General features: G+C 60.2%; 19 protein-coding genes. 11 read left to right on the top strand and 8 right to left on the bottom strand.

Annotated features, from left to right (window positions below):
• Positions 1-12 precede the first annotated feature (12 nt).
• From A0251_RS15585 to A0251_RS15545, 9 genes are all read left to right on the top strand, one after another.
• On the top strand, positions 13-2685 hold the full coding sequence (locus A0251_RS15585; RefSeq protein WP_062817761.1) for a [protein-PII] uridylyltransferase: 2673 nt from the start codon (positions 13-15) through the stop codon (positions 2683-2685).
• A gap of 4 nt (positions 2686-2689) precedes the next feature.
• Complete coding sequence (gene dapC, locus A0251_RS15580) at positions 2690-3871, top strand: succinyldiaminopimelate transaminase (RefSeq protein WP_062817760.1); 1182 nt, start codon at positions 2690-2692, stop codon at positions 3869-3871.
• A 189-nt stretch (positions 3872-4060) separates the two neighbouring features.
• The gene (locus A0251_RS15575) at positions 4061-4408 is read left to right on the top strand and encodes an ArsC family reductase (protein WP_082810930.1); all 348 of its coding nucleotides are present in this window, start codon (positions 4061-4063) and stop codon (positions 4406-4408) included.
• Between the two features lie 42 nt (positions 4409-4450).
• Entirely contained in the window at positions 4451-5485 is a 1035-nt protein-coding gene (dapD, locus tag A0251_RS15570) for a 2,3,4,5-tetrahydropyridine-2,6-dicarboxylate N-succinyltransferase (protein ID WP_062817759.1), read from the top strand.
• A gap of 201 nt (positions 5486-5686) precedes the next feature.
• Positions 5687-6814, top strand: coding sequence for a succinyl-diaminopimelate desuccinylase (gene dapE, locus A0251_RS15565; RefSeq protein WP_062817758.1), 1128 nt, complete (start codon positions 5687-5689; stop codon positions 6812-6814).
• 245 nt (positions 6815-7059) lie between these two features.
• Positions 7060-7260: a DUF1656 domain-containing protein gene (locus A0251_RS15560; RefSeq protein ID WP_062817757.1), complete on the top strand. Its 201-nt coding sequence runs from the start codon at positions 7060-7062 to the stop codon at positions 7258-7260.
• A 9-nt stretch (positions 7261-7269) separates the two neighbouring features.
• Positions 7270-8148 carry an HlyD family secretion protein gene (locus A0251_RS15555; RefSeq protein ID WP_062817756.1) on the top strand — a complete coding sequence of 293 codons (879 nt, stop codon included), beginning with the start codon at positions 7270-7272 and terminating at the stop codon, positions 8146-8148.
• On the top strand, positions 8145-10241 hold the full coding sequence (locus A0251_RS15550) for an FUSC family protein (RefSeq protein ID WP_062817755.1): 2097 nt from the start codon (positions 8145-8147) through the stop codon (positions 10239-10241). Before A0251_RS15555 ends, A0251_RS15550 begins: the two co-directional genes overlap by 4 nt.
• A 134-nt stretch (positions 10242-10375) precedes the next feature.
• Positions 10376-11974, top strand: a complete 1599-nt coding sequence (locus A0251_RS15545) for an aldehyde dehydrogenase family protein (RefSeq protein ID WP_062817754.1) — start codon at positions 10376-10378, stop codon at positions 11972-11974.
• Between the two features lie 154 nt (positions 11975-12128).
• Here the strand turns inward: A0251_RS15545 and A0251_RS15540 are convergent, their stop codons facing one another.
• Positions 12129-12998 (bottom strand): Dyp-type peroxidase, encoded by an 870-nt coding sequence (locus A0251_RS15540; RefSeq protein ID WP_062817753.1) that lies wholly within the window; start codon positions 12996-12998, stop codon positions 12129-12131.
• A 189-nt stretch (positions 12999-13187) separates the two neighbouring features.
• Here A0251_RS15540 and plsB point away from each other — a divergent pair, with 189 nt between their 5' ends.
• The gene (gene plsB / locus A0251_RS15535; RefSeq protein ID WP_062817752.1) at positions 13188-15689 is read left to right on the top strand and encodes a glycerol-3-phosphate 1-O-acyltransferase PlsB; all 2502 of its coding nucleotides are present in this window, start codon (positions 13188-13190) and stop codon (positions 15687-15689) included.
• A gap of 209 nt (positions 15690-15898) precedes the next feature.
• On the opposite strand, the gene A0251_RS15530 is transcribed toward plsB, so the two are convergent.
• The 5 genes from A0251_RS15530 to A0251_RS15510 all read right to left on the bottom strand — a co-directional run bounded on the left by A0251_RS15530 (position 15899) and on the right by A0251_RS15510 (position 20582).
• Positions 15899-16621, bottom strand: a complete 723-nt coding sequence (locus A0251_RS15530) for a class I SAM-dependent methyltransferase (protein ID WP_062817751.1) — start codon at positions 16619-16621, stop codon at positions 15899-15901.
• Between the two features lie 3 nt (positions 16622-16624).
• Positions 16625-17422 carry an undecaprenyl-diphosphate phosphatase gene (locus tag A0251_RS15525; RefSeq protein WP_062817750.1) on the bottom strand — a complete coding sequence of 266 codons (798 nt, stop codon included), beginning with the start codon at positions 17420-17422 and terminating at the stop codon, positions 16625-16627.
• Positions 17423-17524: 102 nt separating this feature from the next.
• Positions 17525-17959 (bottom strand): thioesterase family protein, encoded by a 435-nt coding sequence (locus A0251_RS15520; protein WP_062817749.1) that lies wholly within the window; start codon positions 17957-17959, stop codon positions 17525-17527.
• Positions 17956-18630, bottom strand: a complete 675-nt coding sequence (gene tsaB / locus A0251_RS15515; RefSeq protein ID WP_062817748.1) for a tRNA (adenosine(37)-N6)-threonylcarbamoyltransferase complex dimerization subunit type 1 TsaB — start codon at positions 18628-18630, stop codon at positions 17956-17958. The genes A0251_RS15520 and tsaB overlap by 4 nt, the downstream gene beginning before the upstream one ends.
• Entirely contained in the window at positions 18627-20582 is a 1956-nt protein-coding gene (locus A0251_RS15510) for an ATP-dependent DNA helicase (RefSeq protein WP_062817747.1), read from the bottom strand. Before A0251_RS15510 ends, tsaB begins: the two co-directional genes overlap by 4 nt.
• 78 nt (positions 20583-20660) lie before the next feature.
• Between A0251_RS15510 and A0251_RS15505 the strand changes: the two genes are divergently transcribed.
• Complete coding sequence (locus A0251_RS15505) at positions 20661-21203, top strand: molybdenum cofactor guanylyltransferase (protein ID WP_062817746.1); 543 nt, start codon at positions 20661-20663, stop codon at positions 21201-21203.
• A gap of 170 nt (positions 21204-21373) precedes the next feature.
• On the opposite strand, the gene A0251_RS15500 is transcribed toward A0251_RS15505, so the two are convergent.
• Both A0251_RS15500 and A0251_RS15495 read right to left on the bottom strand, forming a co-directional pair.
• The gene (locus A0251_RS15500; protein WP_062817745.1) at positions 21374-21760 is read right to left on the bottom strand and encodes an SCP2 sterol-binding domain-containing protein; all 387 of its coding nucleotides are present in this window, start codon (positions 21758-21760) and stop codon (positions 21374-21376) included.
• A 194-nt stretch (positions 21761-21954) separates the two neighbouring features.
• Positions 21955-23241: an ammonium transporter gene (locus tag A0251_RS15495; RefSeq protein ID WP_062817744.1), complete on the bottom strand. Its 1287-nt coding sequence runs from the start codon at positions 23239-23241 to the stop codon at positions 21955-21957.
• Between the last annotated feature and the right edge of the window lie 8 nt (positions 23242-23249).

Below are 23249 nucleotides of genomic sequence, written 5' to 3'. Positions count from 1 at the left end.
TACAGGATCTGTATGACTCTCTCCCCCGCCCTGCCCCAGGAACATCTGTTTGAGGCCCTCCAGGAAAGCGCCCAGCCGGGCCAGTATGCCCGCCAGTACCTGGAACAGGGCCAGGAGCGCCTGAATCAGGCCTTTGAAGACACAGACATTACCGAGCTGGTCCGCGCCCGGGCAGAACTGGTGGACCAGGTGATGGTCGCCGCCTGGTCCCTGTTCGGGCTGGCCGACCGTGATGACCTGTCTCTGGTCGCGGTGGGCGGCTATGGCCGGGCCGAGCTGCACCCCTGCTCCGATGTGGATGTCCTGGTGTTGATGGCCGAAGCCCCGGATCAGAGCCTCCGGGACAGCCTGGAACGCTTTGTCGCGTTTCTCTGGGACATGGGCCTGGAAATCGGCCATGCAGTGCGCACCCTGGATGAGTGCGTAGAGCTGGCCCGGGAAGACATCACTGTTGCCACCAACATCATGGAAGCGCGCACCCTGGGCGGTAACGACAGCCTTCGCGAACAGCTGGAAGAACGCACCGGTCCGGAACATATGTGGGACTCCGCGGCGTTCTTTGCGGCCAAATGGCAGGAACAGGTGGCCCGCCACAAGCGCTTCAATGACACCGAATACAACCTGGAACCGGATCTGAAGAATGCGCCGGGCGGCCTGCGTGATGTGCAGATGATCGCCTGGGTTGCCAAACGACACTTCAATGCCGACAGCCTGGAAGCCCTGGTGGATGTGGGCTTTCTCACTGCCGAAGAGTATGGCGTGTTGCGCAAGTGCCTGGATTATCTCTGGGAAGTACGCTGGCAGTTGCATGTCCATACCGAGCGCAACGAAAACCGGCTGCTGTTCGATCACCAGCGCCAACTCGCCACCCGTCTGGGCCACGAGGATTCCAACGCCAACCTGGCGGTGGAACATTTCATGAAAGGCTTCTACCGGGTGGCACTGGCCCTGTCAGTACTCAACGAAATGCTGCTGCAGCTGTTCGATGAGGTAATCCTGCACAACGAAAAGCCGGACCAGGTGCGACCACTGAACCGGCGCTTCCAGGTGCGCAACGACTACCTGGAAGTGACCAGCCCGGACGTCTTCGAGAAACACCCCAGCGCCCTGCTGGAAGCCTTTGTGCTGATGGCCCAGAACCCGGAATTGAAAGGGATTCGGGCCGCCACGGTGCGGGCACTGATTTATCATCGCCGGCAGATCAATGATGCCTTCCGCAGCAACCCGGAAAACACCGGCCTGTTCATGCAGTTGCTGCGCAGCCCCCATGCCCTGTTCTCGCAGCTACGGCGCATGAAACGCTACGGCATCCTCGGCAAATATCTGCCGGAGTTCGGCGGCATCATCGGCATGATGCAGTACGACCTGTTCCACATTTACACCGTGGATGCCCATACCCTGCTGGTGATCAAGAATATGCGCCGGTTGCGCTATGAGGACCTGCGCGAGGAATTCCCCCTGGCCAGCGAGGTGTTCTACCGCCTGCCCAAGCCGGAACTGCTCTACACCGCCGGGCTTTACCACGATATCGCCAAGGGCCGCGGCGGCGACCATTCCGAACTGGGCGCGGAAGACGCCATTGCCTTCTGCCAGCGCCACGGACTGACCGCCTGGGACGGCAAGCTGGTGGCCTGGCTGGTAAGAAACCACCTGACCATGAGCGTGACCGCCCAGCGCAAGGACATCTCCGACCCGGATGTGGTCTACGAATTTGCCCGCAAGGTGGGCGACCTGGTCCATCTGGATTATCTCTATGTGCTGACCGTGGCGGATATCAACGCCACCAACCCCACCCTGTGGAACTCCTGGCGGGCCTCCCTGCTGCGTCAGCTCTACACGGAAACCAAGCGCGCCCTGCGCCGGGGTCTCAACAATCCGGTGGAGAAACAGGACTGGATCGACGAAACCCGCGATGCCGCCATGAAGATGCTCACCGAGCGGGATCACGATCCCAGAGCCATCGAATCCCTGTGGGCGAACATTGGTGACGAATACTTCCTGCGCGAGACACCCCGGGACATCGCCTGGCATACCGAAGCCCTGCTGGACCGGGAAGATCCGGACGACCCATTGGTGCTGATTCGGGAGTCCAGTCAGAGCGTGCTGGCGGGAGGGTCGCAGATCTTTATCTACACCCCGGACACCCGCAACCTGTTCAGCGCCACGGTGAACGCCCTGGACACCCTGGGCCTGACCATCATGGACGCACGGATCATCACCAGTGCCGACGGCTTCAGTCTGGATACCTACATCGTTCTGGACGAGCATGGCACCCCCATTGGCGAAGACTGGCCTCGCATCGAACAGATTCGTAAAACGCTCACCGAAACCCTGAAACACCCGGAACGTTTCTCCTCCACGGTGAGCCGGCGCATGCCGCGTCGACACAAACATTTCGATGTGCCCACCCAGGTGGTGATCAGCAACGACATCGTCAACGATCGCACCGCCGTAGACATCCAGACCCTGGACCGCCCCGGCCTGCTGGCGCATATCGGCCGCATCTTCATGCGCTTCGAACTGCTGGTACAAAATGCCCGCATTGCCACCCTGGGCGAGCGCGCAGAAGACGTCTTTTTCATTACCGATCTTGATGGTGAGCCGGTTTCCGACCCGGCCCTGTGTCAGCAACTGCAGGAAACCCTCATCAAAGAGCTCGACGACAAGAACAACGGAAACTCCTGACCCTATGAACCCAGATCTGGAACGGTTGCACCCTTACCCGTTTGAAAAACTGAAGCTCCTGTTCAAGGACTTGCCGGGCTCGGACAAGTCCCCCATTGCCCTGTCCATTGGCGAACCGAAACATCCTTCACCGGACTTCGTGCAACAGGTATTGCGCGACAACACTGCCCTGCTGTCGCGTTACCCGACCACCGCCGGCATTCCGGAGCTGAGCGACGCCATTGCGACCTGGCTGAAGCGCCGCTTCCATCTCAATAGCGTGGATGCCAGCAGCCAGGTACTCCCGGTGAATGGCACCCGGGAGGCGCTGTTTGCCTTCACCCAGGCGGTCATCGATCGCCAGCGTCAGCCTCTGGTGCTGATGCCCAATCCCTTCTACCAGATCTATGAAGGTGCCACCCTGTTGGCCGGTGGCGAACCCGTGTATCTGCCCTGCACCGATGACACCGGCCTGCAGCCGGATTTCGATGCCGTCAGCGAAGACACCTGGATTCGCACCCAGCTGCTGTTTATCTGCACCCCCGGTAACCCCACCGGTGCCACCCTGACCAAGGCCCAGCTCAAGGCCCTGATACAGCTGGCCGACAAGTACGATTTCGTGATCGCCTCGGACGAGTGCTATTCGGAAATCTACCGGGACAAGCCCCCCGCCGGCCTGCTTCAGGCCTGTGCGGAACTGGGCCGGGATGACTACCGCCGTTGCGTGGTGTTTCATTCCCTGTCAAAACGCTCCAACCTGCCTGGGCTGCGCTCCGGTTTCGTGGCCGGTGACAGCGAAATCCTCAAGGGTTTCCTGCGCTACCGCACCTACCACGGCTGCGCCATGCCGATGCATCATCAGCTGGCCAGCATCGCAGCCTGGAATGATGAAACCCACGTGGAAACGAACCGGGCCCTGTACCGGGAAAAATTCGACGCGGTACTGGACATTCTCGGTGGCGCTCTTAAGGTATCCGCCCCGGCAGCGGGCTTCTACCTGTGGCCGAAGACACCGATTTCCGATGAGGAATTCGCCCAGCGCCTGCAGGCTGAACAGAATGTGACCGTCCTTCCCGGCCGCTACCTGTCACGCACGGTGAATGGCAAGAACCCGGGCAAGAACCGGGTTCGCATGGCGCTGGTGGCACCACTGGAAGAATGTGTGGAAGGGGCGAAACGGATCAAGGCGTTGCTGGATACGCTGTAACATCGCCGCAGGCGCGGTGCTGACAGCAAGGGGACAAGCGTTTCGAGTTACGAGAAGCGAGTTTCGAAGGTCAAAAACGTAAAACCCGCATTGTTTTAAGGTTTTCGCAACTCGAAACTCGTGACTCGCCACCCGGCCTGATTCGCGCCGCCAGCGACGCTCCTACAGAAAGCGTTAGAAGGAACCGACATGGAACTGACCCTCTTCGGTATCAAGAACTGCGATACCATGAAGAAAGCCATGAAGTGGCTGGACGACAACGGTATCGTCTATCACTTCCATGACTACAAAAAGGAAGGCGTGCCTGAGCAACGTCTTCGTCAGTGGCTGGAAGCACTGGGCTGGGAAACCGTGATCAACAAACGCGGCACCACCTGGAAAAAGCTGGATGATGCGGTCCAGGAATCCATGAACACGGAAAAGGCGATTACCGTAGCGACGGAGAATCCGTCCATCATCAAACGCCCGATTCTGCAGAACGACGATTTCATCCTCGCCGGTTTCAAGGCCGACGAGTGGAAAGACACATTGAATTAAGCGTCAGACGCCTGTCGTTCGACGCATTGAAGAGAGGACACCATGAGCAACTTTTTCGCCATCGCCCTGGGCTGCGGCACCAAGAACCGCAACGACAACTGGCTGGAAGTGTTTTACCCGGATCCGGCCATCAACCCGGATAACAAACTGGTGGAAGTGATCCGCGAGGAACTGGGTTATCAAGGTGGCAATGCCGCCATCGAACTGACCCACCGTCAGGTGCAGCACATTGCCCGCGAATGGCGTGAAGCCGGCTTTGAACATGAAGCCAGCTATGCGGTGGCGTTCCAGGAATCCGATCGTCCGGTGGTTCTCACCGTGCTGGAAACCGATGCGGAGCCGGCGTCCACCCCGGAGGCCTACCTGAAACTGCAGCTGATCTCCCACCGTCTGGTAAAGCCTCACGGCGTCAATCTCTCCGGCATGTTCCCGCTGCTGCCCAACGTGGCCTGGACCAACGAAGGTGCCGTGGATCTGGACGAACTGCCCGAGCGTCAACTGCTGGCCCGCCTTAACGGCAAGGTGCTGGAAGTGAACAGCGTGGACAAGTTCCCCAAGATGACGGACTACGTGGTGCCCAAGGGCGTACGGATTGCCGACACGGCTCGGGTGCGTCTGGGCGCCTATGTGGGCGAAGGCACCACCATCATGCACGAAGGCTTTATCAACTTTAACGCCGGCACTGAAGGCCCGGGCATGATCGAAGGCCGTATTTCCGCCGGCGTGTTCGTGGGCAAGGGCTCCGACATTGGCGGCGGCGCCTCCACCATGGGCACCCTGTCCGGTGGCGGCAACATCATCATCTCCCTGGGCGAAGGCTGCCTGCTGGGCGCCAATGCCGGTACCGGTATCCCGCTGGGAGACCGCTGCACCATCGAAGCCGGCCTGTACATCACCTCCGGTTCCAAGGTGCAGTTGCTGGACGACAAGGGCGAGATTGTGGACACCGTCAAGGCCCGCGATCTGGCTGGCCAGTCCGACCTGCTGTTCCGCCGCAACACCACCAATGGTGCGGTGCAGTGCCTGACCAACAAGAGCGCCATCGCCCTGAACGAAGAGCTGCACAAACACAACTGAGGCTCCAAGCCCCCGACCGGGCCACCTGTAGGAGCACCTCTCGAGGTGCGAACCAAGGCCAGAAGCGAGTAACGAGGTACGAGTTGCGAAAATCAAAACCGGTTTTGCCGTTCGCTTCTCGTAACTCGTGACTCGCAACCACCCTTCGCACCTCGAGAGGTGCTCCTACAGCGGCTTTGAATCACCGATACTGGAATCGTCATGTCCCGCACCCTCGATTACACCAAGGAACTCATCCGCCGCGCTTCCGTTACCCCCGAGGACGAAGGCTGCCAGGACTGGATGATTGAAAAACTGGAAGCCCTCGGTTTCCAGTGCGAAACCCTCTGGTTCGAGGAGGTCCGCAACCTGTGGGCCCGCCGTGGCACGGAGGGACCGGTATTTGCCTTTGCCGGCCACACCGACGTGGTCCCTACCGGGGATGTGACAGCGTGGAAGTACGACCCTTTCACCCCCACCGAGGAAGGCGATCTGCTTTATGGCCGTGGCACGGCCGACATGAAAGGCTCCATCGCGGCCATGATGGTGGCCATTGAGGATTTCGTTGCCGCCAACCCGGAACACAAGGGTAGTCTGGCACTGCTGATCACCGCCGATGAAGAAGGACCGTCAGTGAACGGCACCGTCAAGGTGGTCGAGCATCTGCAGGCCCGCAACGAACATATCGACTACTGCCTGGTGGGCGAACCCTCCTCCACCAACACCGTGGGCGATGTGATCAAGAACGGGCGCCGTGGCTCTCTGGGGGCTCGCCTGACAGTCAAAGGCATCCAGGGCCACGTGGCCTACCCGCACCTGGCCCGCAACCCGGTCCACGATGTGGCACCGGCCCTGGCCGAACTGGCCGCCACGGAATGGGATCAGGGCAATGCGTTCTTTCCCGCCACCAGTTTCCAGATCTCCAACATCAACGCCGGCACCGGTGCCACCAATGTGATCCCGGGTACCTGTGAGGTCATCTTCAATTTCCGTTTCTCCACGGAGCTGACAGATGCCCTGTTGCGCGAACGTACCGAGGCGATCCTGGACAAGCACGGCCTGGATTACGACCTGCAATGGACCCTGTCCGGCCAGCCGTTCCTCACCGATCGAGGCGCCCTGGTGGATGCTGCCGTCGCGGCGATTCGCGATATCACGGGGCGCGACACCGAGCTGTCCACCGCCGGTGGCACCAGTGACGGCCGCTTTATTGCGCCCACCGGCAGCCAGGTGGTGGAACTGGGCCCCATCAATGCCACCATCCACAAGGTGGACGAGCACACCAGCATCAGTGAGCTGAATACGCTGACCGGAATCTACACCCGCCTGCTCGAAAAGCTGATGCAGTGAAGCGGCAACAGAAATAGGCATCAAGCCGACCTCTCTTTTGGCACCTGTAGGAGTCCCTCTCGAGGTGCGAAAAAAGCCAGAAGCGAGTCACGAGTTCCGAGTTGCGAAAATCAAAACCGATTTTGCAGTTCGCTTCTCGTACCCCGTAACTCGCAACTGCCTTTGGTCCCTCGAATGGTGCTCCTACAGCGGCCCCGAATTATCCGTTACCATGCTCGCTAACATGACACTGCCGGGAAACAACGATGTGGCTGCATGAAATTCCGGTTGGCGGACTGCTGATCAGCCCCATGGTGCTGTTCGTGCTGCTGGGCATGGTGCTTACCCTGTTGACCTTCCTGCTGCTGCGCAAACTGGGCTGGCATCAGCAACTCTGGAAGAGTGCCTGGGTCTATCTGTCACTGTTTATCTGCTTTGTAGCCCTTTTCCTGAGAGCGCTGAGCTAGGGACAATTCATGCAACAACCGCTACGCATTCTGCTCACCGTAGTGCTGGTGATTCTGGCCCTGCTGGCCGGCAACTGGGTGTGGAATTATTACCTCTATGCCCCCTGGACCCGCGACGGCAAGGTGCGCGCCGAGATCATTACACTCTCTCCGGATGTGTCCGGCTGGGTACGGGAACTGCATATTCGAGACGACCAGACCGTACAACAGGGAGACCCACTGTTTCGTATCGATGATATCCGCTACCGGGCCACCCTGGCGCGGGCGGAAGCCCAGCTGCTACACGAGCAGGAATCCCTGCGCCTGGCCGAGCACCAGTACGAACGGCGCAAGCAGCTGCACGCCAGCAACAGCATCAGCCCTGAAGAGCTGGATAGTGCGCGTATTGAGGCCCAGTTAGCCGCCGCCAATGTGGCGCTGGCCCAGGCAGAAGTGGCCAGCGCCCGAATCAACCTGGAGCGGACACAGGTGGAAGCTCCCGCAGACGGCACCATCGTCAACCTGACCCTGCAACAGGGTAACTTCGTCAAACAGGGCACCCCGGTGGTTTCCATGGTCAAAGCCGGCAGCTTCTATGTAACCGGCTACTTCGAAGAAACCAAGCTACCCATGGTGGAAGTGGGCCAGCGGGCCACGGTGGTGCTTATGAACGGCGCCCGCAAACTGCGCGGCAAGGTCACCAGCGTGGGACAGGCCATCGCCAACGCCAACACCCAGACCGACGGCCAGTTACTGCCCCAGGTCCAGCAGACCTTCAATTGGGTGCGGCTGGCCCAGCGCATTCCCGTCCATATCGAACTGGACCACATCCCCGACGACATCCTGCTGGCCGCCGGCATGACCGCCACCGTGCGACTCCACGAGCGGGAAAACCAGAGCGACCAATGACACTGGATCCGCGACTGGCCGTCCTGCTCACTCCAGACCGCCAGTCTGTCCTGTTCGCCACCAAGGGTGTCATCGCCATGGCGCTGGCACTCTATCTGTCCATGCTGTTACAGCTGGACCGCCCCTATTGGGCGCTGATTTCCGCCGTCTTCCTGCAAGTGCGTCCGGAGACCGGGCTGGTCATTGAAAAAGGCTTCTGCCAGATCGGCGGGACCCTGGTGGGCGGCGCCGTGGGGCTGCTGATTCTGGCCTGGTTGCTGCCCTACCCGGCCCTCGCCATTGGCGCACTGACCCTGTGGATCGGGCTTAACGCTGGCGCCTCCGCCTGGGTACGCCAGGCCAATTTTATCTACGGATTTGCCATGGCGGGGATCACCGCCACCCTCATTGTGGTGCTGGCGATTGTCGACCCGGCCAACACCTCCAGTCTGGGCATCTTCCACATTGCCAACGCCCGGGTCAGCGAAATCATTCTTGGCGCCCTCTGCGCCACCCTGGTCAGCAGCCTGCTGTGGCCGGTGCGGGTCAGCAGCCTGCTCAAGGAGCATGCCCGTACCGCCCTCAACCAGACACTGGCCTATCTGGAACTGGAACTGGACCCGGCGGGCACCCACGCCAAACGCCACCATCAGGTGGATACCCTGCTGCAGGGTATTTTTGCCCTCAGTGATGACAGCAGCGCGGTCCACTACGAAGGCAGCCATGGGCCGGGGCGAGCCCGCGCAGCCACGGTAATCTGCCACAAAACCCTGTCGCTGGTCGCTCGCATTCGCGTGATCGGGCGCCTGATGCGCAACCACGACGATCTGCTGACCCCGGCCCTGCGCGACCTGCTGGATGCCTTGCGGACCGCCTTCCAGCGCATGCGCGAAACCCCTTCCGCCGAACAGGCCATGAAAGAGGCCCAGGCACTGCGCCAGCAATTGCGAGAGGCCCGGGGAGACCAGGCCGATGATGCGCCGCCATTGCAGCGTCGCTTCTTCCAGGTCGCCCAGAACCTGACCGCTGATCTGATCCTGGCGCTGGAAGCCAACCGGGCCCTGCATATGAGCCACGAGGTACAGCTGCGGCCCCAGGGCCTGAAACCCTACCGGGATCTGCAAATCGCCGCCGCCGTGGGCCTGCGCAGTGCGCTGGTATTCGCCCTTGCAGCGGGCCTCTGGGTCGGTACGGCCAGCCCCATGGCGATCATGCTGATGATCATGCCGGTCATGTTCACGATCCTCTTTGCACGACTGCCCGAACCGGATCAGGTACTGAAGCGGGCCACGTTCAGTTCCGTGCTGGCCACACCGGTGGCACTGTTCTTCACCCTGCCCCTGCTGGCGATCAATAACGGCAACTTTCCCCTGCTCATCCTGATTCTCGGCGCGCCCCTGTTTATCGGTCTGCTGGCGATCAGCAAACGACTGACCCTGCCGTTGGGACTGGGATTCTGCACCCCCTATATCATTCTGGTGCAACCGGGTAACGCCATGGATTTTGACGTGGCCAGAGTGGCCAGTAACGGGCTGGCGATCAGTACGGGAATTGCCATCGCCTTCCTCATGTTCCGGCTGATTACCCCACCCAATGGCCCCAACCTGCGCCGGCGTTTGATCCGCCAGACCGCTGCGGATCTGACGCTTCTGGGAGTTCCGTCCCAGGCTTCCGGCGGCAACGCCAACGTTAACGAGGAATGGTTCAATGCGCGCATGGCCGACCGCCTGCGCTGGCTGACCATCTGTGACAAGGCGCTGCCAGAGGCACACCGCCACTTCACCGACCTGGGACTCACCGGGCTGAACCTGGGCCAGGTCTCCCTGTGGATTCAAAGCCGGCTGCGCAGTAATGCCCCTGCTTCCCTGGCAGACAGCGCCAACCTGTGGCAACTGGCACTGTCGGCCGCCTATCAGGCCTGCTCCCAGGGCAAAGTCGACGAGGGCTTTCGCCAACAGTCGGAAAAGCTCAAACTGGACATGGAAGACGCTGGCAACCTGGCCCAGCGCGACCGGGAGCTGATTGCCGGTGCCCTTGAGCGAATTGCACTGACTTTCGAGCGCATGGCGTATCGCCTGGCACAAACGCAACAAAACCGGGGCGTCACCGCCTGAAATCGGCCCGAACAGCACTAGCCAGGATGTCTACTCTGTGTTTACCTATGCGCCTTTCCCGGCGCCAGACACTGGCCCCCTCTGAACTGCCCACAGGCCGCCCTGGCGACCTGTCGTGATGGAGACGTCCTCACATGACCGCGCAAGAAAAACTCGACAGCAAGACCGTACTGGATACCAACCCGGCCACCGGCACCGCCGTGGCTGAGCTGAATGAAACCGATCTGGCCAAACTGCCGGAGATCATGAGCAAAGCCCGAGAAGCCCAGGCGATCTGGGCGGCCAAATCGTTCAAGGAACGGGCTCGCCATATCACCATGATGCGCAGCTACATCGTGGATCGGGCTGACGACCTGGCTCGCACTGTCAGCGAGAGCAACGGCAAGACCCTGACCGACGCCCTGGCCACGGAAGTCCTGCCCTGCGCCCTGGCCTGCAAGTGGTATGCGAACAACGCTGAAAAAACGCTGAAAGAAAAGAATCGCCCCGGCGGCAGCATCCTGTTCTTCAACAAGAAGACCCACATGCTCCGTGTTCCCCTGGGTGTGGTGGGTATCATCAGCCCCTGGAACTACCCGCTATCCATTCCCTTCGGCGAAATTGTCATGGGCCTGATGGCCGGCAACGCCGTGATGCTGAAAGTGGCTGCCGCCACGCCGGCCGTGGGCCGTGCTATCGAGCAGATCATCGCTGCCGGTGAGTTACCCGAAGGCCTGTTCCATCATATCGTCGGCTCCGGTTCCAAAGTGGCCACCGGCTTTTTCGAGAATGGCGTGGACAAACTGTTCTTCACCGGCAGCGTCCCCGCCGGCAAGACCCTGATGGCCCAGGCCGCCGAAACCCTCACCCCGGTGTCCCTGGAGCTGGGCGGCAATGATCCCATGCTGGTGCTGGAAGACGCGGATCTGGAACGTGCCACCAACGGCGCCGCCTGGGCCGGCTACCAGAATGCCGGACAAAGCTGTGGCGGCGTGGAACGGGTGTATGTGGTAGATGCGGTCTACGACCAGTTTGTGGATCTGCTTGCCAAAAAGACCCGCCAGCTTCGTCACGGAGTCGGCTGCAAGGATTTCGATGTGGATATCGGCAGTCTGACCACCGCCGGCCAGCTGCGCACCGTGCAGCAGCATCTGGAAGATGCCCTGGCCAAGGGCGCCCGGATCGAAGCCCAGTCCCGCCCGGTGGGCGATGTGGAAAACGGCTTCTTCCACCCGGCCACGCTGCTCACCAATGTCACCGACGACATGCTCACCATGTGCGACGAGACCTTCGGGCCCTTGATAGCCGTGCAGCGTGTGGCCAACGAAGAAGACGCCATTCGCAAGGCCAACGAATCCAAACTGGCGCTGACCTCCTCGGTATGGACCAAAGACAACAAGCGCGGCCGCGCCATTGCCGCCCGCCTGCAGTCCGGGGTCACCACCATCAACGACCACCTCTACAGCCACGGCCTGTCCGAAACCCCCTGGGGGGGCTGGAAGGAGTCCGGCATTGGCCGCACCCATGGCCCGGAAGGTCTGGAAGAAATGACCCAGGCCAAAGTGGTCAACTGGGACATCCTGCCCTCCAAGCGCAACATCTTCTGGTACCCCTTCGACGAAGCCACCTACAACGGCATAAAGAATGCTCTGCACTTCGTCTTCCCCAGGGGCATCGGCCAGATGCTCAGTGCCTCACTGAAACTCACACCGTTCCTGGTGAAGAAGATGTTTACCAAATGGAAAACGGACTAAGAAGCAATTAATAATGAATAATTAATAGTGAATAACTACGCGCGAGAGCGCGTAGTCAGCTGAAAACAAAGAGGCCGCGCCCATACATCTGGGCGCGGCCTCTTGCGTTTCAAAACAGAACAGTCCTGTCCGCGAAACTATTAATTATTAACTATTAATTGATCCTGTCGAGCCACTCCTGATCCGGCGCATACCACCATGAGCCCATTACCGGGCGGGTATAGTTCAGCAGGCGGTCTTTGACGGTGTCGTCGGCAATGCCATACATCCGGCGTAGCAGATAGTCATAGCGGTCCAGTTCGCAGCAGAACGCCAGGAAATACAGGCCGTGTTCGGTGCTGTCACCGTAGGGGACAGAACGGCGCCACATTTTCTGGGGAACACCATCCCGATCCACGTCAGTGCGGCCCACATGGGAATCCGGCGGCATACGCTCTTCATCGAACTCCACCGCATCTTCCTTGGTACGGCCAAACACGTTTTCCTGCTCGTTCACCGGCAGCTGATTGAATGACTTCAGATCATGGACCCATTTCTGGCTAAGCACCCAGCTGCCGCCTGCGCCAGGATGGGGCTCGGCAATGAAGGCGGCCTTTTCTGCCTTGTCTCCGGTGGGATTGCCAATGCCATCCACAAACCCGGTCAGATCACGCATGTCGTGATAGACAAAACTGTTTAATTCCAGTTGCGTGGAGAACAACTCCCCCACCGCATCCCGGACCTGCATGCCGGTGTCGAACAGGTCTCCCCGCTCTTTCGCCTGAACCCAGATCCACAGATCGCCCTGGGTGGCCGGCACATGCCCCTCCAGGGAAAACGGCGGGAAGGTGAACCGGCTATCCAGCTGCTCCCAGAGGGCCGGGCCAAACGCCATCAACACCGGCGTCTTCTCGCTTTTGAGCGCATTGAGCTGGCCCAGTGCGGCTTTCACCGCCTGTATGTCCTGGCCACTGCTGAGGCAAAATTCGAAGAACAGATGATGCTGATAACTACGATCAAAAATCCCCGTTTGCGGTGTCGACACCTGTCACTCCTTAGTCCTGGTCATCTCTCACACCCAGTGTAGCAGGGCTCAAAGGCGGGTTCCCGTGAATATCAGGAACATACGTACAAGATTTCGGACGCAATTCTGAAACAAATTGAAATATGCGCTGGTGTTCCCTGCCCGGGCCTTTCGCTACACTTGGTCCACATTGGTTAACTGAATCCGACTATGACACCTTGGCTTGGCCTGGATCGCCTGGGCTTTTTCCTGATCCGCATTTTTCTGCGTTTGTGCACACGTGCTAACGCATTGCCTTCCAACCCCGACGAATTGCAACTTGCCCCGAATACCCCGGTGGTCTATGTGCTGCGCGATCGCTCTGCCGCCGACGCCGCCGCAGCCGATCAATCCGCACGACAGCTGGGTCTGGCTTCCGCCCTGCATGGACTGACGCTGGGCAAGAGTCACCTGAGCCACAGTTACTTCCAGCTTTACCGTCGCAAATTCAGCAATGGCCGGCAGCGCACCCCGGTATCACCGCCCCGGCTGGAAAAACTGGTCAGCGCACTGCGCGCCAACCCGGAAGCCGATGTGCAGCTGGTCCCGGTCTCCGTGTTCTGGGGTCGTCGTCCGGAAAAGGAAAGCTCCATGTGGCGCATCCTGTTTTCCGACAACTGGTCGCCGGCGGGTTTTATCAAGAAGTTCTTTATTATCGTCACCCAGGGCCGACAGCTGTACGTCCATTTCAGCAAGCCCATGTCCCTGCGCACCCTGGTAGACCAGTGCCCCACGGATGAACAGACCGTCCGCAAGGCTTCCCGTATCCTGCGCGTGCATTTCCGCCGACAGCAGGAGGCCGCCATTGGCCCGGACCTGTCACACCGGCGCACTCTCACCAATACCGTGGTGGAATCCATTCCGGTACAGGAAGCTATCCGTGCCGAGGCTGAGCGTCAGGAAACCAGCGTCGAGAAGGTGGAAGCCAAAGCCCGGCGCTATGCCATGGAAATCGCGGCGGATTACTCCCATACCGTCATCCGCTTCCTTGAGCTGTTCCTGAACTGGGTCTGGAACCGGCTGTATGGCGGGGTCAGGCTGTACAATATGGACAACCTGACCAAGGTCGCCGGGGATCATGAAGTGATCTATGTGCCCTGCCACCGCAGCCACATTGACTACCTGTTGTTATCCTTCGTGGTGTTCCGGAACGGCCTGGTGCCGCCACACATTGCCGCTGGCATCAATCTGAACATGCCCATTGTTGGCACCATTCTCCGCCGTGGCGGCGCCTTTTTCATGCGCCGCAGCTTCCGGGACAACCCCCTTTACGCCACGGTGTTCAGCGAATACCTGCATACCATCACCGTACGCGGCTACTCCATTGAGTACTTCGTGGAGGGCGGTCGCAGTCGCAGCGGCCGGATGCTCAAACCCCGCACCGGCATGCTGGCCATGACCCTGCGCAGCTTCCTGCGCGATGCACGCAAACCCATTGCCTTTGTTCCCGTCTATGTGGGCTACGAAAAAGTTATCGAGTCCGGCTCCTATATCGGCGAGCTGCATGGCAAGAAAAAGCAGAAGGAATCCGTTGGCGGGCTGATGAAGTCCCTGTCGGTGCTGCGCAGTCACTTCGGCCAGGTGCATGTGAATTTCGGCAAACCCATCAAGCTGGTGGATTTTCTGGATCAACACCATGGTGCCTGGCGTAGCGAGGATCTGGCCGCCAGTGAAAACCCCGCCTGGTTCAAGCATGTGGTCAATGAGCTGGGGCAGGAGGTGGTGGAATCCATCAATGCGGCGGCAGTGGCCAACCCGATCAACCTGCTCAGCCTGGCCCTGCTGGCGTCCCCCAAGCACACCATGGATGTGGCCCAGTTACGCCAGCAGCTGAATCTGTACATCGCCCTGCTGAAGCAGGCGCCCTACAGCGATAGCGCCTCCATCGCCACGGACGATGCCTCTGCCATCATCCAGTATGGTCTCGACAACGAATTCCTGGAGCGCATCGAGCACAAGCTGGGAGACGTGGTCACCACCGATGAAAAAACGGCCCTGCAGATGGCATATGTGCGCAACAACAGCCTGCACCTGTTCATTCTTCCCGGTCTGATTTGTTCCCTGGTGATGAACGCCCGCTCCATCAGCATGGACACCCTGCAAAGCATGGTCCACCTGCTCTACCCCTTCCTGCGCAATGAATACTATCTCCATTGGCAGGATGGCGATGACCTGTCCCAGGCAGTCAGCAAGACTGTGGATGTGCTGGAAGCCGAGCAATTGATCAGCCGTGAGGATAACTGTCTGCACGGTGCCCCTATCCACACCCACGAATCCGACATGCTGGATCATCTCGGCCAGACGGTAATGCCATCACTGGAGCGTTACTACCTGACCATTCGCCTGCTGGTCCAATACGGGTCAGGCATGCTCACTGCCGAGCAGCTGGGGGAACTGGCGCACCAGACCGCGCAACGACTGTCGCTGCTCTACGAATTCAACTCTCCGGAATTCTTCGACAAGGTGGTGCTGAAAAACTTCATCAGCCAGCTGTACGGCACCGGACTGGTCACCACGGACGGTGCCGGTGCGCTGGTCTTTGATGACAAGCTGGAATCCCTCGACGATGAAGCCCGCCGTATCCTCAGCCCGGATATCAGCGATGCCATTCAACGGGTGACGCGGGTTACCGATATTGAGCACCTGGTGGAGGAAAAACCGGCAAGCGCCTGATGGGATTGGCTACCGTAGGAGCCAGCCTGCTGGCGGCAATCTTTCGATCAACGCCGTTTCGCTTGCAGGCAAGCTCCTACCTCTCCCCTTTTGACCAGCGCTCTGCTCGTAGGGTGCACTGAGCGTAGCGAACTGCACCAGCTAACCGCTCAATCAAGAGCACTCGTCTGACTATCGCACCTTGCGCACCTGTGTTGTCAGGCGAGATTTTACTCATAAACATCAAAACGAATAGCCTTACCGACAATCTGGTGGTGAGGGCGGCGTTTTGCCAGCGGCTCTGCCTTGCCGGGTCGTTTGACCACGACCCGTTGCGGGTCAAGCCCTAGCGCCCACTCCAATAAAGCCGTTTCTTCCTGCTGATCCGGGTACGCCGCCAACTGCTGCAGCCATTGCAGGTCTTTTTTAACGGCGGCACTTTTGTCCCGGGACGGGAACATGGGATCCAGATAGACCGCATGGAGTGGCGGCAAGGTGTGCGTGTCAGCATCAGCGCAGGGCAACAATTGCATGGTTTCAGCCAGCTCCCCGGGCGCCCGCTGCAAACCGTCCGCCAGCATGGCATGGAGTATCGGCGAGCGCTCAGCCAACAGCACGGAAAAACCCGCCATGGCAATCAGGGCTGCATCCCGACCCAGGCCGGCAGTGGCATCCAGCACGGTGAGAGTCTCTTGCCGGGGTTTCCCCAATGCCTTGATCAATCGTTCGTGCCGGACCCGCTCCGGAGTCAGCCGGTAACCCTGCTTGCCGTCACTGAAGCTGACACTCAAAGGCGTTTCCCGCCCGTCCGGCCGCCACAGGCTGAGACGCTCTTCGTGCCAGCCCAGCACCAGCGACAAACCCAGTTCCTCAGCCCTGCCAGCCTCCTCGACCGGGGTACCGGGAAGCCCTTCGGGGCACCCGGGTAACAGGCCCAGCATCGATCCGTACATGGGTCAGGCCAGCCACGCCAGCAGCGCAACGCCAAGGATCAGGCGATACACCACAAACGGCAGCATACCGATACGCTCAAGCAGGCGAATGAAAAACACGATGGTCAGGTAGGCGGTCACCGCACTGACTACCACGCCCAGAGCCATCATTCCCCAGTCCACCGCCAGCTGCTGTTCGATCAGATCCTTTGTCTTCAATAGGCCAGCGCCAAGAATCACCGGAATGGACAGCAGGAAGGAGAAACGGGCGGCATCCTCGCGCCGGTAACCCAGTGCCAGCGCCGCGGTAATGGTAATGCCGCTGCGCGAGGTGCCGGGAATCAGCGCCAGGGCCTGGGCCAGACCGATAAAGATCGCCCCCAAAACCCCCAGGCGCACCAGGCTGAACTGGCGCTTGCCAAACGCATCCGCTGCCCACAGCAAGGCACCGAATACCAGGGTGGTGATGGCGATTACCAGCGCGGAACGCAACTCCTGTTCGATCCAGTCGCCACCAAGAAAACCGAATACCACTGCCGGGATGGTAGCCAGCACCACCAGTAGACCCAGCTTCAGATCCTCATTCATGGTGCGCTGTGTCACAGCCACGCCGGCACCGCCGATCATGGCAAACAGATCCCGGCGATAGTAGGCCATCACCGCCATCAAGGTGCCCAGGTGGACTGCCACATCGAATGCCAGCCCCTGATCGGGCCACCCCAAAACCTGAGACGGCAGAATCAGGTGGGCAGAACTGGAAATGGGAAGAAATTCGGTAAGGCCTTGTATCAGGGCCAGCACCAGGGCCTGGAACCAATCCATGGAATGTCCTTGTTAATGAAACTTCAGTGACGAGTTGCGAAAATCAAAACCGGTTTGCTTTTCGCGACTGGTACCTCGCTCCTCGTGACTCGTAACGTTTTTCTATTCGCTGGCGGTAATCTGGTAGCCCTGCAGGAATTCCGGGGGCATGCGACGGGGCTTGCCGGAATCCAGTGCCACGCACACCCAACGGGTGCGACCGCGCAGTAAGGTCCGCCCGTCTGATTCGCGAACGATCTGGTAACGACGGGTGATGCTGATACGCTGGTCGTTTTCCACGATCCAGGTGCCGATTTTCAGGTGCTCACCTTCGAAAGCCGGGGCCAGATAATCCACTTCCGTGTGCCGGGCCACCATGCCCCGGTTGAGCTTCTGATACAGGTCCCAGCCCAGCCCCAGGGACGCGGTATGGTCCCAGGCAATTTTTTCCATGAAACGCAGGTATTCGGTGTTGTTCACATGCCCCATCACGTCAATGGCTTCGGCTGGCACGGTTACCGCCAGTTCATGCACATTGGGAAGGTCCCAATTGATCATCGTACTGCTCCCTGAATTACCTGATCGCGAAGATAAACCGGTTGTGCCTGTTCCGCACTCACCCCTTCCCCGCGCTGGAAACCCGATAATGCCAGCTGTGCTACCGCTTTCGCATGGGGATGCACGCCAGCCTCACAGCGACTTGCGCCATAGGCCTTGCGCAGCGCCTCACCATAGACCAGACCGGAACCAATGATTATCCAGTCCTTTTCCGGCAAGGCCGGCAAGGTATCCGGGTGAAACAGGCCGTCATCGGCCAAGGCACGGGCACCCGCTCCCTCACAGGCATAGGCACCCAGATAAATTTCTCCCATACGCGCGTCAAATACTGCAATCACATCCCGATGGGGGGCAATGTCCTGAGCACTGAGGGCACAGGCGGCCAGGGTTGAAATGCCGATCACCGGCAAGTCTGCCGCAAAAGCCAACCCCTGGGTCACCGCCGCCGCCACCCGCACGCCGGTGAAGGCACCGGGACCATGGCCAAAGGCAATACCGTCCAGTTGGCGCAGTGTCAGTTGCGATTCCGCCAGTAGCGCCTCCACCATGGGCAGCACTTTTTCGGTCTGACGACGGGGGGCCTGCTCAAAATGCTCGAGCACCTCGTCACCGTCCATGATGGCCACCGAGCAGGTCTCGCCGGCGGTTTCCAGAGCCAGAATTCGTGTCATGATTCCATCTGTTCCGTTGCCTGCCCTTGCTGCTGCCGGGCCAGGTAATCAAAAAACCGTTGTACCACGTCCAGTTTCCGGGTGCGGGTCATGTTTGGCAGGCTGTTAACAAATAATTTTCCGTAGCTGCGCGTCAGCAGTCGGGGATCCGCAACGACCAGCAGACCGGTATCTTTCGGATCACGGATCAGGCGCCCGGCGCCCTGGCGCAAGGCCAGTACCGCCTGGGGCAACTGATAATCGCGGAAGGCATTACCGCCGTTGCGATTGATATGTTCGATACGCGCCGCCGCCACCGGATCCCCCGGGGAACCGAAAGGCAGTTTATCAATAATCACGCAGCTGAGGGCCTCGCCGCGGACATCAATGCCTTCCCAGAAACTGCTGGTGCCCAGCAGCACCGCGTTGCCTTTTTCCCGGAAGCTGTCCAGCAACTCCCGCCGCCCGGACTCCCCCTGCACCAGCAACGGGTAGTCCAGGCGCGGACGCAGTAACTGGGCAGCCTCGCGCAGCGCCCGGTGACTGGTGAAAAGGAAAAAAGTGCGCCCCTTTGCCGCATTGATCACCGGCACCATGGCGTCACAGAGAGCTGCGGTATAACCGGGATCATTCGGCGCCGGCAGCCCCTCCGGGGCGTAAAAGACCGCCTGACGCTTGAAATCAAACGGGCTTTCCAGCCGCAGGGTGGTCGCCGCGTCCATGCCAAGGCGCTTCTGGATGTGTTCAAAACGACCGCCCACGGAGAGCGTTGCCGAGGTCAATACCCAGCTACATGGCTGGCGCTCACGCTGGGCCCGCAGCTGGGCAGCCACAGACAGGGGCGTACTGTGCAACACCACCGTGCGTTTGAAGGTTTCAAACCAGTACACCCGGTTGGGCTGTTCCCCTTTCAGGTACGCCGCCAGGCAGTCCACCTGCTCACTGGCCCGGCGGGCACAGGCTTCCATGCCACGGCTGGCCTTGGCCAGGGGCCCCAGAAACATTTCCAGATCCCGCAGGGCCGCCAGCAGGGTTTCGCCCCCTTCAATGACCGCGTCCTTTTCCGCCACTTCCGACCAGGGCTCACGACGCTCGCCGTCCCCCAGACTCAGACGCAGATCCAGGCAGCCCTTCTCCACCGCCGCGATCAACTGGTTGAGCCGCGCCAGGTCGGCGGCGGTGTGTCCGGCTTCGGACAGGCTGTCACGGCCCAGTTCCTGAACCTGACGGGTACTGAGTGTGTCACCGAAAAAGGCGGCGGCGATTTCCGGCAGTTGATGGGCTTCGTCAAAGATCACCGTATTGGCGCTGGGTAACAGCTCCGAGGCCGAACCATTCCCGCGCAGGGCCGCATCGGCAAAGAACAGGTGATGATTGACCACCACCAGGTCCGCCTCCTGGGCTTCCTTGCGGGCCTTCATCAACGGGCATTCCTGATAATTGGGGCAGTCCGTCCCCAGACAGTTATCGGCGGTGCTGGTGACCCAGGGCCATACCGGGGCGTCTTCAGGAATCTGTTGCAGCTCGGCAATGTCACCGGTTTGGGTGCGCCCGGCCCAGTGGGCCACGATTTGCAATTGCTCGGCGGTTTCCCGGGTCAGAAAGCGCGCCTCCTCCTGATGCAGGGTCATCCGATAGGGACACAGATAATTGGCGCGCCCTTTCAACAGCGCCACCTTGCGCGGCAGGCCCAGGGCTTTCTTGACCAGCGGCACATCCTTGAAGAAAAGCTGATCCTGGAGACTCTTGGTGCCGGTGGAAACCAGCGTTGGCCCCTCCGACAACAGGGCCGGCACCAGGTAGGCCAGGGTTTTACCGGTGCCGGTTTCCGCCTCGACCATCAGGGTTCCACCGGTACCGATGACCGCATCCACGGCGTCCGCCATGGCCAGCTGCGCCTCACGGGGCTGATAGCCCGGCAAAAGCGGCGCAAAGCGCGTCAGATCGGTAAGATGGTTACGGGCGCTGGTCACACGATGTCCTGAGGATGTCGGAAGGGAAGCAAGCGACAGAGCATACCATTCACCTGCGGAACCCCAAAGGAGTTGGGCGTGGAAAACTATACCCTGATCATCCTGGCGGGCGGCCAGGGAAAACGAATGGGCGGCGCCGACAAGGGATTACTGGAACTGGACGGCAAACCGCTGATTGCCCACCTGCTGGATCACCTGACACCCTCCCCCGCCCGCATCGTGATCAGCGCCAATCGCAACCAGACCACCTACCGGCACTGGGCGGATCAGGTGGTCAGCGATGAACGGGACGGATTCCAGGGGCCCATGGCCGGGCTGGAAGCGGCACTGGATGCCAGCCAGGGACTCTGTCTGTGCCTGCCCTGCGACCTGGTACAACCCCCCGGCCCCATGCCCGGCGACCTGCTGAAAAAGGCCGGGCCGGATCACGTCTGTGTGGCCCAGGACCCGATACGCCGCCAGCCACTGTGCCTGGCACTCTATGCGGAGCGCTGGCGGGCCTCCCTGCACATTTATCTGGATAGTGGCGGTCGCAGCGCCTACGGCTGGCTCGATCAGGTCCCTGTGCACCCGGTGGCCGTGGCCACGCCGCTACAGAATCTGAATCACAAAGAGATATAAGAACGAGTTACGAGGAGCGAGGAGCGAAAAGACTAACCCAAACAACCCGTCGCGGTTCTGCTTTTCGTCACTCGTGACTCGCTCCTCGAAACTGATTCCCCAAGAAACAACAATGCCCGCACAAGGCGGGCATTGGGGAAAGACTCCGGATAAACGACAGCGTCGTTATATCAGACAGTCACTTCCTGGATCTGCTTCATCAGGGCAACCTGGTCAGCAGAAGGCTGTGCAGTTTGCAGCGCCATCAGCTTGCTCATGTCCCCTTCGATGCGGATCTGGCCGCTCATGAAGCCTTGCATGCCTGCGGACTGGTCACCTTCGATGAAGATGCGCTTGGCCAGGTCGGCGGGCAGAATCATGGTGGTCGGCGCATCCGCGTGGTGACCTTCTTCAATCATGCCGCCTACCAGCGCCATTTCCTTGTCACCGTTATCACCGGATACGGTGATGTTGATTACCAGGTCTGCCAGGGCAGCCGGAGTTTCCACATCGCCGGCACCGTCACGGATCTCTTTTACCTTCGCAAACCACTCGTCAGACAAAAATTCCAGGCTCATTCTTATATCTCCTTGACCTATCGTTGTGGCTTCGACACCCCGCATAAACCGGCATCGCCATTCAAACGAGCGTTCGAAACTTACCCGTACCTTATAGAAAGCCCCAGGGGGTGGCAATAGCACAATCCACGTCTATCCGGGACAAAAAACCCGGCACTGGGCCGGGCTTTTCGATGACGGTCATAACACGGTAATCAAAGGTCGTAACCGCGCTCTTCATGAAGGGCAATATCCAGCCCCTGGGTTTCTTCGTCGCTTTCCACCCGCAGTTCCGCGAACAGACCAACCAGCTTCAGCAACACCCAGGTCACCACGGCGGTGTAGACAAACGTGGCGACCACACCCAGTGCCTGAACACCGAACTGATCCAGCATGGTGTACTCCGGCTTGGCAAACCCGTAACCGGAGAACAGACCCAGCTCGGTGGAGGCAAAGAGACCGGCAAACAGGGTACCGAGAATGCCACCCACCCCGTGCACCGGGAAGACATCCAGGGAGTCATCGATCTTCAGCTTGTGCTTGATGAAAATCACCGCGTAGAAGCAGATCACGCCCGCGGAAAGACCGATCACCAGCGCCGCCGCCGGACCGACAAAACCGGATGCCGGGGTAATGGTACCCAGGCCAGCCACCATACCGGTGGCAATACCCAGCGCCGAGGGCTTGCCGAATTTCTTCCACTCCATGGTGATCCAGGCCAGCGAGCCTGCTGCCGCAGAAATATGCGTCACCAGCATGGCCATGGCCGCATCGCCGCCAGCAGCCAGTGCCGAGCCACCGTTGAAGCCGAACCAGCCTACCCACAGCATGCCGGCACCGGTCACGGTCATGGTCATGTTGTGCGGCAGCATACCCTGCCCCGGGAAGCCCTTGCGCCCCCCCAGGACCAGCGCCGCCACCAGGGCTGCCACACCGGCCGTGATATGCACCACGGTGCCGCCGGCGAAGTCATACAGGCCCAGATCAGCCAACCAGCCGCCGCCCCACACCCAGTGGCAGACAGGCACGTAGACACCCAGCAGCCAGAGTACGGAGAACGCCAGCATGGGGCCGAAACGCATACGCTCGGCAAAGGCACCCACAATCAACGCCGGGGTAATAATGGCGAAGGTCATCTGGAACAAGCCGTGCAGGCTTTTCGGCAGCGTCCCTTCCAGCGTGTCCTTGCCGATGCCGGCAAAGAAAGCGTGGTCCAGACCGCCAATCCAGGCATTCATGCTGCCGCCATCGGAAAACGCCAGCGAGTAACCGCAGATCAGCCACACCAGCGATACCGCACAGGTAATGGCAAAACATTGCATCAGGACGGACAGCACGTTTTTGCTACGCACCAGACCGCCATAGAACAGGCTCAGACCCGGAATGGTCATGAACAGCACCAGGGCGGTGGCAGTCAGAATCCAGGCGGTGTCACCGGTATCCAGGCCATCGGCCAGGGCCAGTGAGGGCAGCATCAACAGGACAGCAAGTAATGATTTCATCGTGGCCC

This window comes from Alcanivorax sp. NBRC 102024 (assembly GCF_001602235.1).
Taxonomy (GTDB): Bacteria; Pseudomonadota; Gammaproteobacteria; order Pseudomonadales; family Alcanivoracaceae; genus Alcanivorax.
Note: the sequence above shows the minus strand (reverse complement) of the source record. Positions and strands in the feature narration are given on the sequence as shown.

Coding starts and splice junctions, on each gene's coding strand:
- A0251_RS15495 (WP_062817744.1), bottom strand. CDS start 23,241: ATGAAATCATTACTTGCTGTCCTGTTGATGCTGCCCTCACTGGCCCTG.
- A0251_RS15545 (WP_062817754.1), top strand. CDS start 10,376: ATGACCGCGCAAGAAAAACTCGACAGCAAGACCGTACTGGATACCAAC.
- dapE (WP_062817758.1), top strand. CDS start 5,687: ATGTCCCGCACCCTCGATTACACCAAGGAACTCATCCGCCGCGCTTCC.
- A0251_RS15550 (WP_062817755.1), top strand. CDS start 8,145: ATGACACTGGATCCGCGACTGGCCGTCCTGCTCACTCCAGACCGCCAG.
- dapC (WP_062817760.1), top strand. CDS start 2,690: ATGAACCCAGATCTGGAACGGTTGCACCCTTACCCGTTTGAAAAACTG.
- tsaB (WP_062817748.1), bottom strand. CDS start 18,630: ATGACACGAATTCTGGCTCTGGAAACCGCCGGCGAGACCTGCTCGGTG.
- A0251_RS15555 (WP_062817756.1), top strand. CDS start 7,270: ATGCAACAACCGCTACGCATTCTGCTCACCGTAGTGCTGGTGATTCTG.
- plsB (WP_062817752.1), top strand. CDS start 13,188: ATGACACCTTGGCTTGGCCTGGATCGCCTGGGCTTTTTCCTGATCCGC.
- A0251_RS15585 (WP_062817761.1), top strand. CDS start 13: ATGACTCTCTCCCCCGCCCTGCCCCAGGAACATCTGTTTGAGGCCCTC.
- A0251_RS15520 (WP_062817749.1), bottom strand. CDS start 17,959: ATGATCAATTGGGACCTTCCCAATGTGCATGAACTGGCGGTAACCGTG.
- A0251_RS15500 (WP_062817745.1), bottom strand. CDS start 21,760: ATGAGCCTGGAATTTTTGTCTGACGAGTGGTTTGCGAAGGTAAAAGAG.
- A0251_RS15575 (WP_082810930.1), top strand. CDS start 4,061: ATGGAACTGACCCTCTTCGGTATCAAGAACTGCGATACCATGAAGAAA.
- dapD (WP_062817759.1), top strand. CDS start 4,451: ATGAGCAACTTTTTCGCCATCGCCCTGGGCTGCGGCACCAAGAACCGC.
- A0251_RS15525 (WP_062817750.1), bottom strand. CDS start 17,422: ATGGATTGGTTCCAGGCCCTGGTGCTGGCCCTGATACAAGGCCTTACC.
- A0251_RS15530 (WP_062817751.1), bottom strand. CDS start 16,621: ATGTACGGATCGATGCTGGGCCTGTTACCCGGGTGCCCCGAAGGGCTT.
- A0251_RS15560 (WP_062817757.1), top strand. CDS start 7,060: ATGTGGCTGCATGAAATTCCGGTTGGCGGACTGCTGATCAGCCCCATG.